This is a genomic window from Streptomyces sp. NPDC037013 (genome assembly GCF_055607265.1).
Map to the genome: position 1 here is coordinate 213,162 of NZ_JBVJRV010000008.1, position 12,347 is coordinate 225,508.

Here is a 12,347-nt window from a genome sequence, read left to right on the forward strand (position 1 = left end):
GAGCGCCGTCAGGGTCGGGGCCATGTGGGGAGGAACGCGGCGTCGGACCAGGCGGGGCGGCCCTCCTGATGGCGCGGTGCGGGAGAGAGGCAGGCCCGCGAGGCACTCCGCATGGTCGACGCCGCGCTGCGCTAGGGCGTGTCCGCGAAGTCGGGTCGTTCGCCCGAAGGGCGCGGTCCGCGGCGCCCGGTGCGTGCGATCGCGAGGCGGAGTGTCGCCCTCGTACCGGACGTACTCGGGCGGGTCCGACAACGCGGCGAGCGCGCGTGCCAGGCGTCGCGGGCCAGGCGCGACTTTGCGGACACGCCCTAGGGCTCGGAGGAGAGACAGGGCGCCGTCCTCCCGGCCGGTTCCGGTCCCGGTAGGCGGGTCGCCGCGAGGGCGCCGAGTGCCGCCGCCACCGCGAGCGCCGTCAGGGTCGGGGCCATGGCGGTGAGGAACGCGGTGTGGGACCAGGCGGGGCCGCCCTCCCGATGGCGCGGTGCGGGAGAGGCGAGCGCGGTCATGAGGGTCGTCGCCAGGGCGATGCCCAGCGCCGGGCCCACGTTCATCGCCGTCTGCTGAAGGCCGCCGGCCACTCCGGCGTCCGCCACCGGGGCACGGCGTACGACGACGGCCGTGGCCGCGACCATCACCGTGCCGAAGCCCGCCCCCATGAGCAGGAAGGCGCCGCCCGTAGCCACCGGACCCGAGCCCGCATCCAGGCGGGAGAGGGCCAGCACGCCGAGGGCGAGCAGGGTCATGGCGCCGGTCAGCGTGTGGCGCGGGCCCGCGCGCCGCAGCAGTACGGGCGCCAGCGGCGCGCCGGCCACCATCATCACGGCGAGCGGCAGGGCGCTCAGCGCGCTGTGCAGGGGGTCGAGCGCCAGCACGTCCTGGAGGAAGTACGTCCCCACGAAGAGCGCCCCGAACATCGCCGCGGACGCCGCGAGGAGGATGCCGAGCGTGAGGCCGACCGCGGGCGTGCGGAGCAGGCGGGGCGGCACCAGCGGGCTCGGCACGCGCCGTTCGTGCCGGGCGAACGCGCCACCCGCGACGACCGCGCCCAGCAGCCCGGCGCCGGTGGCCGCCGTCCAGCCGCTCTCCGGGACGCCGACCAGGGTCTGTACGAGACAGGCCAGCGTCACCGCGAGCAGCGCGGCGCCCGGCAGGTCGAGACCGGGCGGCGGCTCCGTGCCGCGCGGTGCCGGCACCGGCACCACCAGCGCGATGACGCCGATGAGGACCGCGGGCGCGACACCGAGGAAGAACACGGAGCGCCAGCCCAGGTGCGTGGCGAGGGCACCGCCGAGGACCGGGCCTGCCGCGGCCGCCAGACCGATGGCGCTGGTCCGCAGCGCGATCGGCATGCTGAGCCGGTCCGGCGGGAACGCCGCCCGCAGCATCCCCAGCGTCGCGGGCTGCAGCAACGCCCCGAAGATCCCCTGGGCGACGCGCAGCGCGATCATCCAGCCGATGCCGGACGCCAGGCCGACGCCGGCCGAGGCGGCCGCGAAGCCCAGCGTCCCGACGGCGAAGAGCCGCCGGTGTCCGTACCGGTCGCCGAGCCGCCCCGCGAAGACGAGCAGGCTCGCCACGGCGATCAAGTAGCCGGTGCTCGTCCACTGCGCCTGGGCGAAGGACGCGTCCAGGTCGCGGCGGAGCGCGGGCTGGACGACGGTCAGCACCGTGCCGTCCAGCGCGACGATCATGGCGCCGGCCACACTGCACGCGAGGGTGAGGCGTCGGCTCCGCGGGCCGGGGGCCGCGGGTTCCCGTATCGCCGTCCCCCGGATCACAGTGGTCATGCGGCCACCGGCCCCAGGTGTGCCTCCAGCGCGGCGTCGAGCAGCGCTTCCACGTCGTCGGCGCCGGTCGCCAGGCGCAGGCTGCCCCACCCCCACAGCTGGGCGATGCCGTGCAGGTTGGCCCAGAGCGCGCCCGCGACGACCCGGGCCTCCGTGCCGGAGCCGGCGGGGCGGGCCTCGGCGACCAGTCCGACCAGGACGTCGAAGAGGGGCAGGCTCGTCTCGCGCAGTCCGAGCCGGCCGCTCTCCAGGAGGTCGTGGCGGAACATCAGCTCGAACATGCCGCGGTGGGTCGCCGCGAACTCCAGATACGCGCGGCCCAGCGCCTTCAGCCGCGTACGCGCGCCCCGGTCCGTGCCGTCGCCCGCGGCCCTCTCCGCCTCGGCCGCCAGCTCGGCGAAGCCGCGCCGGGCGATGGCGGAGAGCAGCGATACGTGGGTGGGGAAGTGGCGCCGGGGCGCCCCGTGCGAGACCCCGGCCCTGCGGGCGATCTCCCGCAGCGTCAGCGCCTGCACGCCGTGTGTCGCGAGCAGCTCTACGCCCACGTCCACGAGCCGGGCCCGCAGCCCGGTGTCCTCTTCGTTCTCGGTCTGGTCCATAGACAGTGTCTACTACAGGAAGTAGACACTGTCTACGGGAAATGAGGACCTTGGGGCCCTGTCCGTGGCGGGGGAGGGAGGAGGTATCTTGATGTCGAGAAATGTTGCAGACGCGGAGCGGAGCACCCGGTGACTGACTCGACCATCATCTACACCCACACTGACGAGGCCCCGGCCCTGGCCACGCACTCGTTCCTGCCGGTGGTGCAGGCCTATGCCTCGACGGCCGGTGTCAGCGTGGAGACCCGTGACATCTCGCTCGCGGGGCGGATCATCGCGAGCTTCCCGGAGCGTCTCGAGGAGGGCCAGCGCATCAACGACGCCCTCGCCGAGCTCGGCGAGCTCGCCAAGACGCCCGGGGCGAACATCATCAAGCTGCCCAACATCTCGGCCTCGATCCCGCAGCTGAAGGCCGCCGTCGCCGAGCTGCAGGGACAGGGCTACGCGCTCCCCGACTACCCGGACGACCCGAAGACCGACGAGGAGCGCGACATCCGCGCCCGCTACGACAAGGTCAAGGGCAGCGCCGTCAACCCGGTCCTGCGCGAGGGCAACTCCGACCGCCGCGCCCCCGCGTCGGTCAAGAACTACGCCAAGGCCCACCCGCACCGCATGGGCGCCTGGACGGCCGACTCGAAGACCAACGTCGCCACCATGGGCGAGAACGACTTCCGCTCCACCGAGAAGTCCGCCGTGATCACCGAGGCCGGCTCGCTGCGCATCGAGCTCGTCGGTGACGACGGCTCCACCACCGTCCTGCGCGAGTCCGTACCGGTCCTCGCCGGCGAGGTCGTCGACGCCTCCGTCATGCGTGTCGCGGCGCTCCGCGAGTTCCTCAAGCAGCAGGTCGCCCGCGCCAAGTCGCAGGGCGTGCTCTTCTCCGTGCACCTCAAGGCCACGATGATGAAGGTCTCCGACCCGATCGTCTTCGGCCACGTGGTCCGCGCCTTCTTCCCGAAGACGTTCGCCGCGCACGGCGAGACCCTCGCCGCCGCCGGCCTGACCCCGAACGACGGTCTGGGCGGCATCTTCAAGGGCCTCGAGTCCCTCCCCGAGGGCGAGAAGATCAAGGCGTCCTTCGAGGCCGAGCTGGCCGAGGGCCCCGAGCTCGCCATGGTCGACTCCGACAAGGGCATCTCGAACCTGCACGTCCCGAGCGACGTCATCGTCGACGCCTCCATGCCGGCGATGATCCGCACCTCCGGCCACATGTGGGGCCCGGACGGCGAGGAGCACGACACCCTGGCCGTCCTCCCGGACAGCAGCTACGCGGGCATCTACCAGGTCGTCATCGACGACTGCCGCGCCAACGGCGCCTTCGACCCGTCGACGATGGGCTCCGTCCCGAACGTCGGCCTGATGGCGCAGAAGGCCGAGGAGTACGGCAGCCACGACAAGACCTTCGAGATCCAGACCACGGGCACCGTGCGCGTCGTCGACACCGCGGGCAGCGTCGTCCTGGAGCAGACCGTCGCCGCCGGTGACATCTTCCGCATGTGCCAGACCAAGGACGCCCCGATCCAGGACTGGGTCAAGCTCGCCGTCACGCGCGCCCGCGCCACCGGCAGCCCGGCCGTGTTCTGGCTCGACGAGACCCGCGCCCACGACGCGGTGCTCATCGGCAAGGTCCGCCAGTACCTCGCCGACCACGACACCGAGGGCCTGGACATCCGGATCATGTCCCCGGTCGAGGCCACCGCGTTCTCCCTGGAGCGCATCCGCCGCGGCGAGGACACCATCTCCGTCACCGGCAACGTCCTGCGCGACTACCTCACCGACCTCTTCCCCATCCTGGAGCTGGGCACCAGCGCCAAGATGCTGTCGGTCGTCCCGCTGATGAACGGCGGCGGCCTCTTCGAGACGGGCGCCGGCGGCTCCGCCCCGAAGCACGTCCAGCAGCTGGTCAAGGAGAACTACCTGCGCTGGGACAGCCTGGGCGAGTTCCTCGCCCTCGCGGTGAGCTTCGAGCACCTCGCCACCACCACGGGCAACGCCCGCGCGCAGATCCTCGCCGACACGCTGGACCGCGCCACGGCCACGTTCCTGGAGAACGACAAGTCGCCGAGCCGCCGCCTCGGTGGCATCGACAACCGCGGCAGCCACTTCTACCTCGCCCTGTACTGGGCGCAGGAGCTGGCCAAGCAGACCGAGGACGCGCAGCTCGCCGAGGCGTTCGCGGCCCTGGCCAAGACGCTGGCCGAGCAGGAGCAGACCATCGTGGACGAGCTCATCGCCGTCCAGGGCTCCCCGGCCGACATCGGCGGCTACTACCAGCCGGACGCGGCCAAGGCCTCCGCGGTCATGCGCCCGTCCGCGACGCTCAACCAGGCGCTGTCGATCCTGGGCTGACGTCCCGGCCCGGGGTCACCCGCCCCGGTACGTGAGGAAGGGGCCTCCCGCCACACCGTGGCGGGAGGCCCCTTCCCGTATGCTCGGCCGATCCCGTATGCCCGGCCGGTCAGGAACGCCGTCGGGGTTTGCCGCGCTTCGCGGGCTTCGCGCGGGCGGCTGCGCCCCGCCGGCCCTTGCCGGCCGGCTTGGCGCCGGACTTGCCGGGCGCCGGACTCCGCTTCGCCCGGCCCGCGGCCTTCGCCCCGTCCCCGCCCTTGCCCTGCTCCTTGCCCTTGCCCTGCTCCTTCGCCGGGGTCTGCGCGCGGCCCCGCGAGCTGTTGACCGTCCGGCCGCGGACGATCCCGATGAAGTCCTCGACCAGGTCGGTGGTCTCGGCCTCCGGCCACGACAGGGCGACGCGCGACTCGGGGGCGCCGCTCACCGGGCGGTAGGTGAGGTCCTTGCGGTGGTGCAGGCGGGCGAGCGACTGCGGGACGACCACGACGCCCACCCCCGCCGCGACCAGCTCGACGGCGTCCTCGGTGGTGGCGGGGCGCTCGTGCGCGGGCACGCCGGGCCGCCGCTCCCACTCGAGGGTCTCGTCGAGCGGATGGAAGACGACCTCGTCGGCGAGGTCCTCCACGGACACCTCGTCGACCGCCGCCACGACGTGGTCCTTGGGGACCACGACGACCGTCGTCTCGGTGTAGAGCGGGATCGCGCTCAGATCCGTGCGGTCGATGGGCAGCCGTACGAAACCGGCGTCGGCGCCGCCCGCGCGCAGCACGTCGGGCGCCTCGGCGGCGGGGACCGCGAGAAGGGTCAGGGGGATGTCGGGCAGCCGCTCGTTCCAGATCCGCACCCATTTGGCGGGCGTCACTCCGGGGACGTAGGCGAGCCGGAACGACGGGGAGCTTTCGGAGCCTGTCACCTCGCCAGGCTACCCGGCGTGGTCAGGAGTGGCGCACACGCTCGATACCCTTGACCCATGACGTCGCACCAGACCACCCAGACCATGAAGCCCGCGACCGCGGCGAAGAAGCTGGGTGTGTACCTCCAGGCCACGCCCGCCGAGTTCCAGGAGGGCGTCGTTACGCGCAGCGAGCTGAACGCGCTGCAGACCGATCCGCCCGAGTGGCTCCAGGAGCTGCGCCGCAACGGCCCGCACCCCCGCCCCGTGGTCGCCGCCAAGCTCGGGGTCTCCATCGCGGGTCTCGCCCGCGGCGGAGTGACCGAGCCGCTCACCACGGAACAGATCGAGGCCCTGAAGCAGGAGCAGCCCGGCTGGCTGCGCCAGGAGCGGGCCACCCAGGCGGAGGTCCGCAAGGACGCCCTGCGCATCAAGGAGAAGCAGGCCGAGCAGGCGGAGAAGCGCGCCGCGCGCGGCGAAGACGCCCGCTCCTGACGCGGGGTTCCCGCGGTCCGGGGCCGGTCTCAGCGGTGTGAGCCCTGCTCCCTGAGTGTCCGGAAGAAGGCCCGCACGTCGTCGACGAGCAGCTGCGGCTGCTCCATCGCCGCGAAGTGGCCGCCCCGGTCGTACGTCGTCCAGCGCACGATGTTGTCGGTGCGCTCGGCGATGTGGCGCAGCGGGATGAAGTTGTCGCGGGGGAAGCCGGCCAGCGCGGTCGGGGTCGTCGACGGCAGGGGCGGGTTGCCCGTGTAGGCGGCGTTGGCCCGCTCGTAATAGATGCGGGCCGACGAACCTGCCGTACCGGTCAGCCAGTACAGCATCACGTTCGTGAGCATCTGGTCGCGGTCGACGGCGTCCTCCGGGCGGTCGGTCGAGTCCGTCCACTCCTTGAACTTCTCGACGATCCAGGCCAGTTGGCCCACCGGGGAATCGGTGAGCCCGTACGCGAGGGTCTGCGGGCGGGTGGCCTGGAGGTCGGCGTACCCCTGGCGGTCCCGCGTCCACGCCCGCATGCGCTCCCAGGAGGCGAGCGTGCGCTCACGCTCCGGCGGGTCGAGCGCCTCGAGCTCCGCCGCGTCGGGCTCCCTGGTCTGCGCCGAGTTCGGCAGCAGGTTCAGGTGGACGCCGATGACGTGGTCGGGGCGCAGTCGGCCGTGCTCGCGGGAGATGCCCGCTCCCCAGTCGCCGCCCTGGAGCCCGTACCGCTCGTAGCCGAGCCGTTCCATGAGTTCGGCGAAGGCCAGCGCCACCCGCCTGAGCTCCCAGCCGGTCTCCCGGGTCGGACCGGACAGCCCGAATCCGGGGATGCCGGGCATCACCAGGTGGAAGGCGTCCGCCGGGTCGCCGCCGTGGGCCCGCGGATCGGTGAGCGGGCCGACGACATCGGTGAACTCGACGATCGAGCCGGGCCAGCCGTGGGTGATCAGGAGGGGCGTGGCGTCCGGCTCGGGGGAGCGGACGTGGGCGAAGTGGACGTCCGCGCCGTCGATCGTGGTCATGAACTGCGGCCACGCGTTGAGCGCGGCCTCCGCGGCCCGCCAGTCGTACTCGTGGCGCCAGTAGTGGACGAGCTCCTTGAGATAACCGCGCGGAACGCCGTACGACCAGCCGACGCCCGGGAGTTCGTCCGGCCAGCGCGTGCGGTCGAGCCGGTCGTGCAGATCGTCCAACTCGGCCTGGGGTACGTCGATCCGGTAGGGGCGGATGGTGTCGTCACTCGAAGTCGTCATCGCCGCGCATGCTACGGCCACTGATCCACGCCCGGCGGGTATTTTCGGGCCGCTACGGTCCGTCGCCGCGGCCCTTTCCGAACGTCGTGGGACCGGCCGACCGCTGTGGGATCGGCCGCGAGCCGACGTACTGCCGGAGGGGGGACGTTTCGCAGGCTCAGCCGCGCGGCCCGCTCTCCGTCTCTGCCTGCTGGAGCCGCAGGCTCCGCATCAGCTGCCGGGTCTCGCGGTCGACGGCCCAGACATCCGCCACCGGACCCAGGTGGCCGAGCTTGTCGGGGTTGATGACCAGGCGGATCGCCCGGATCCGCCCGTCGGCCACGTCGAGCGCCAGGGTGTGGATGACCTTGCCGTCCCGGTCGCGGACGACCGCGCCCGGCCCGCTGTTGACCTCGTGCGGCTCGAACCGCGCGCCGATCCCGATCATCGCGGGGAAGCTGATCGAGAGGAGCCTCGCCACCGTGTCGATGCCGACGGCGGCCTTGGACAGCTGCGGGCCGTTGCCGCCGCTGTCGCCGACCATCGACACATCGGCGGCGAGCAGTTCCCGCAGGCCGGCGACGTCACCGACGCTGAGCGCCTCGAAGAACCGGGACGCCAGCGCCTCCTGTTCCTCGCGGGCCGGTTCGAACCGCGGACGCCCGTCCCGCATGTGCCGCCGTGCCCGGACGAGGAGTTGCCGGCAGGCCGCCTCGGAGCGCTCCACCGCCGCGGCGACCTCGTCGAACCCGAAGCCGAACACCTCGCGCAGGACGAAGACGGCACGCTCCAGCGGGCTCAGCCGCTCCAGCAGCAGGAGCGACGCCACCGACACCGATTCGGCCAGCTCCACCGAGCGCACCGGATCCTGGTACGGGTCGTCGAGCAGCGGCTCGGGGAACCAGGGCCCTACGTACTGCTCCCGCCGCACCCGCGCGGAACGCAGTACGTCGATCGAGACGCGGGTCACCGCGGCCGACAGGAAGGCCTTCGGGGAGACGGGCCGGGTGGTCGTGGCGTCGAAGCGCAGCCAGGTCTCCTGCACCGCGTCCTCGGCCTCGCCGACACTGCCCAGGATGCGATAGGCGATCGAGAACAGCAGTGGCCGCAGCTCCTCGAACTCCTCGACCTTGCTCACGCAGACCCCCCGATCCCACGCGCCGCCCACCCGGTGTCCGCACGGGCGCGGACACCTCCAGATGATCACTGCGGCCGTCGGGCGTCAGAGTAGCGCCCTGGCCCCGTGGCCCGGGGCGGACCCCGGGCCGGTGGCCGGCGCCGCTCAGTGGAACTGACCGGGCTCGTAGTCGCCGGCCGGCTGCCGGGTGATGATGTTCAGACGGTTGGCCATGTTCATGAACGAGATGTGGACCACCAGCGCGGCGAGCTGCTCCTCGTCGTAGTGCTCGGCGGCCCGTGCCCATGCTTCGTCGCTCACCCCGCCGGCCGCGTCCGCGACCCGGGTGCCCTCCTCCGCCAGCTCGAGCGCGGCCCGCTCGGCCTCGGTGAAGACGGTGGCCTCGCGCCAGACCGCCACCAGGTTCATCCGCAGCGCGGTCTCGCCCGCGGCGGCGGCCTCCTTGGTGTGCATGTCGGTGCAGGCGGCACAGCCGTTGATCTGGCTGACGCGGAGCGCCACCAGCGCCTGCGTGGTGCTCGGCACCGCCGATGCCTGCATCGTCTTGGCGCCCGACATGAAGTACTTGAGCGCCTTGGCGGCGTTCGGCTGGGCGAGGTAGTCAAGACGTGCGTCCATGGTGTGCTCCTCAGGTGTCTTGGCTGTCGTTCGGTGTCGTTCGGTGTCGTTCGGTGTAGTTCGGTGTCGTTCCGTGGTGACACCCCCGAGACGAGACAGCCCGACCCCCTGTGACATGGTCGGATGTGACCCGCGTCTCACCCTCCTCCGTCCGGGGCGACCGGGCAGGATGGCTTGCGTGCACCACAACATCCTCTGCGGCCTCGCGGCCAACACATCGCTGCCGCCGGAGCTGGTCGACCGGCTGATCGCCCTCACCGGCGCCGGCGCGGACACCGGCACCGACCCGGACATGAGCGCCGACATCGCCGCGGAGCTGGCCGGTCGGCCGGATCTGAGCCGTGCCCAGGCGGCCGCGCTCTTCGCGCGGGCGGAGACGGCCGCGGGGCCGCTCGCCCGCGCGGGCCTGCTCGACGCCGCCGACATCGACCCCGGGACACAGCCGTACGCCGCCCTTGCCCTGCTCCAGGAGGGCGCCGGCCGCCCGCAATGGGCGCGCCTGTTCGCGTCGGACCCGGTGACCGAGCGCCGGGAGAAGCTGGCCGGCTGCCCCGGTCTGCCCCCGGACGTGGCCGCAAGGCTCGCCGCGGACCCGGACGTCCGGGTCGTCGCGGAGTTCGCCGCAGGGGCCGCGCCGGACCTCGCCGCCGGGCTCGCACGCCATCCGCACGCCGAGGTCCGCCGCGCGGTGGCGGAGAACGAGGCGACGCCGCCGCCCGTACTCGCCGCCCTGCTGACCGGCGAGGGACTGCCGCCCGCGCGGCGGTGCCTGGTCTGCGACCAGGAGCCGACGCCCTTCACGCACGATCCGGAGTGCCCACGCCCCGACTGCGAGCTCCCGCCCGGCGCCTCCTGCGACGGCTCACACGAGTCCACCATCCGCGCGGTGCGGCAGGCCGCCCTGATGAACCCGGCCACTCCGGGTGAGGCCGCCGATGCCTTCGCCGACGAGCCGTCCCTGCCGCTGCGCTGGGCGCTCGCCGCCCGCCGTGACCTCTCCCCGGGGACGTACGCGCGACTCGCCGCGGACACCGCTCCCGGAACGCGCGAGGACCTCGCGGGGAACCCGGCGATCGACGAGGCCCTGATGCGCGTACTGGCCGACGACCGCAGCCCCGACGTGCGGCGGGCGCTCGCGCACCACCCCCGCGTCCTCTTCGACCTGCTCACCCGCCTGGCCGCCACCACCAGGATCGGTCCGGTCCTGCTGCCGCGGATCGCGGCGGCTTCCCCCGCACGGACCGAGGAGCTCGCCGCGTCACCGGACCCGGCCGTACGGATGCTCGTGGCCCAGCGCCGGGATCTGCCGCCCGCGATCCGCGACGCGCTGGCCCGCGACGCCGACGCGAAGGTCGTCGCGTCCGTCGCCGCCCATCCCGGCTTCTCCGAGGCCCAGTTGCGCGACATGGCCGCCCGGCACGGAGTACAGGTGGCGGCGCGGGTCGCGGCCAACCCGGACGCGACCGCGGCGCTCCTCGAGGAGCTGAGCCGGTACGACCCACCGGCGCGGAAGGCGCTCCGTGCGCTGGCCGAGCACCCTCGCGCGACACCGCCGGTACTGCTGGCCTGCCTGGCGGACGCCCGTGCGCGCCCTGTCGCCGCCGGTCATCCATCCCTCCCACCAGGGACTTTTCCGGAGCTGCTGGCCGACGACGACTGGCGGGTGGTGGAGGCGGCGGCCGCCAACCCCTCGCTGCCGTACGACATGATGACGCGGCTGATCCCTCGGCGGAGTGCGACGGCGGCACGGGGACGGCAGGGGGAGGCGGCGCAGGGCAGGCCACCAGAAAACCAGACTCTTGAGGGGGAGTTGCGATGATCGACGTGATCGTGGTCGGCGGCGGACCGACCGGCTTGATGCTCGCCGGTGAACTGCGCCTGCAGGGCGTACGGGTGGTCGTGCTGGAGAGACTCGCCGAGCAGACCGAACAGTCCCGCGGGCAGGGCCTGCACGCCCGCAGCGTCGAGATCATGGACCAGCGCGGACTCCTGGACCGGTTCCTCGCGGTCAGCGAGAAGTTCCAGGTCGGCGGGCTCTTCGGCGGCATCGCGAAGCCGTGGCCCGACGGCCTCGACACGGCCCACCCGTACGGCGTCGCCACCCCGCAGCCGGTCACCGAGCGGCTGCTCAACGCGTACGCGCTCGAAGTCGGCGCCGAGATCAGACGCGGCCACGAAGTGACCGGGGTGAGCCAGGACGCGGACGGGGTGACCGTCGAACTCGCCGACGGCACACGGCTGCGCTCGCGTTACCTCGTGGGCTGCGACGGCGGCCGCAGCGTGGTGCGCAAGCAGCTCGGCATCGGCTTCCCCGGCGAGCCCGCCACGGTCGAGACGCTGCTCGGCGAGATGGCGCTGACCGACGCCCCGGAGACGATCGCCGCGGCCGTCGAGGAAGTCCGCAAGACCCAGCTGCGGTTCGGCGCCAGCCCCCTCGGAGACGGCATGTACCGCGTCGTCGTACCGGCCGAAGGCGTGACCGAGGACCGTGCGACCGAGCCCACCATCGAGGATTTCCGGACGCGGCTGCGGGCGTTCGCGGGCACCGACTTCGGGGCCCACGCGCCGCGCTGGCTCTCCCGCTTCGGCGACGCCACCCGGCAGGCCGAGCGCTACCGCGTCGGCCGGGTGCTGCTCGCCGGGGACGCGGCGCACATCCACCCGCCGACCGGCGGCCAGGGCCTCAACCTCGGTGTCCAGGACGCGTTCAACCTCGGCTGGAAACTGGCCGCCGCGGTCAACGGCTGGGCCCCGGAAGACCTCCTGGACAGCTACCACGCGGAACGGCACCCGGTGGGCGCCGCCGTGCTGGACAACACCCGCGCGCAGATCACGCTGCTCGGGTCGGGCGCGGGCCCCACCGCGCTGCGGGAGCTGTTCACGAAGCTGATGGACTTCGACGACGTCAACCGGTACGTGACCGGGATGATCACCGCGGTCGGTGTCCGGTACGACTTCGGCGAAGGACACGAACTGCTCGGCCGCCGCCTGCGTGACATGAAGCTGGGGACGACCCGGCTCTACGAACTGATGCGTACGGGCCGCGGTTTGCTGATCGACCGGACGGGCGGGCTCACGGCGGCGGGCTGGGAGGACCGGGTCGACCATGTCGTCGAGGCCGACGGGGAAGAGGAACTCGGCGCGCCCGCGGTGCTGTTGCGACCGGACGGGCATGTGGCATGGGCGGGCGATGAGCAGTCGGAACTGCTCGCGCGTCTGCGCAAGTGGTTTGGTGCGGCGGGGAGTTGAGGGGGC

The 12,347-nt window shown here is 73.0% G+C and carries 10 protein-coding genes; 4 read left to right on the top strand and 6 right to left on the bottom strand.

Translation table 11 applies throughout. From position 1 onward, the window contains the following. Nucleotides 1–308: 308 nt before the first annotated feature. Both ACZ7DY_RS29355 and ACZ7DY_RS29360 read right to left on the bottom strand, forming a co-directional pair. The gene (locus ACZ7DY_RS29355) at nt 309–1,787 is read right to left on the bottom strand and encodes an MFS transporter (protein WP_471140383.1); all 1,479 of its coding nucleotides are present in this window, start codon (nt 1,785–1,787) and stop codon (nt 309–311) included. After that, on the bottom strand, nt 1,784–2,386 hold the full coding sequence (locus ACZ7DY_RS29360; RefSeq protein WP_471140386.1) for a TetR/AcrR family transcriptional regulator: 603 nt from the start codon (nt 2,384–2,386) through the stop codon (nt 1,784–1,786). The genes ACZ7DY_RS29355 and ACZ7DY_RS29360 overlap by 4 nt, the downstream gene beginning before the upstream one ends. Nucleotides 2,387–2,515: 129 nt before the next feature. Here ACZ7DY_RS29360 and ACZ7DY_RS29365 point away from each other — a divergent pair, with 129 nt between their 5' ends. Further along, the gene (locus ACZ7DY_RS29365) at nt 2,516–4,735 is read left to right on the top strand and encodes an NADP-dependent isocitrate dehydrogenase (protein ID WP_471140389.1); all 2,220 of its coding nucleotides are present in this window, start codon (nt 2,516–2,518) and stop codon (nt 4,733–4,735) included. 109 nt (nt 4,736–4,844) lie between these two features. Here ACZ7DY_RS29365 and ACZ7DY_RS29370 read toward each other — a convergent pair whose 3' ends face one another. Beyond that, nucleotides 4,845–5,648, bottom strand: a complete 804-nt coding sequence (locus ACZ7DY_RS29370; RefSeq protein WP_471140392.1) for a LysR substrate-binding domain-containing protein — start codon at nt 5,646–5,648, stop codon at nt 4,845–4,847. A 57-nt stretch (nt 5,649–5,705) separates the two neighbouring features. Between ACZ7DY_RS29370 and ACZ7DY_RS29375 the strand changes: the two genes are divergently transcribed. Beyond that, complete coding sequence (locus ACZ7DY_RS29375) at nt 5,706–6,122, top strand: DUF5997 family protein (RefSeq protein ID WP_471140395.1); 417 nt, start codon at nt 5,706–5,708, stop codon at nt 6,120–6,122. A gap of 29 nt (nt 6,123–6,151) precedes the next feature. Here ACZ7DY_RS29375 and ACZ7DY_RS29380 read toward each other — a convergent pair whose 3' ends face one another. The 3 genes from ACZ7DY_RS29380 to ACZ7DY_RS29390 form a co-directional block, all read right to left on the bottom strand. Continuing rightward, complete coding sequence (locus ACZ7DY_RS29380) at nt 6,152–7,357, bottom strand: epoxide hydrolase family protein (RefSeq protein WP_471140398.1); 1,206 nt, start codon at nt 7,355–7,357, stop codon at nt 6,152–6,154. Between the two features lie 157 nt (nt 7,358–7,514). Continuing rightward, nucleotides 7,515–8,474, bottom strand: coding sequence for an RNA polymerase sigma-70 factor (locus ACZ7DY_RS29385; protein WP_471140401.1), 960 nt, complete (start codon nt 8,472–8,474; stop codon nt 7,515–7,517). Nucleotides 8,475–8,618: 144 nt separating this feature from the next. Beyond that, nucleotides 8,619–9,092, bottom strand: a complete 474-nt coding sequence (locus tag ACZ7DY_RS29390; protein ID WP_471140402.1) for a carboxymuconolactone decarboxylase family protein — start codon at nt 9,090–9,092, stop codon at nt 8,619–8,621. A 178-nt stretch (nt 9,093–9,270) separates the two neighbouring features. Here ACZ7DY_RS29390 and ACZ7DY_RS29395 point away from each other — a divergent pair, with 178 nt between their 5' ends. Further along, nucleotides 9,271–10,911, top strand: coding sequence for a hypothetical protein (locus ACZ7DY_RS29395; protein WP_471140405.1), 1,641 nt, complete (start codon nt 9,271–9,273; stop codon nt 10,909–10,911). Beyond that, on the top strand, nt 10,908–12,341 hold the full coding sequence (rox, locus tag ACZ7DY_RS29400; RefSeq protein ID WP_471140408.1) for a rifampin monooxygenase: 1,434 nt from the start codon (nt 10,908–10,910) through the stop codon (nt 12,339–12,341). Before ACZ7DY_RS29395 ends, rox begins: the two co-directional genes overlap by 4 nt. The last annotated feature ends 6 nt before the right edge of the window (nt 12,342–12,347 follow it).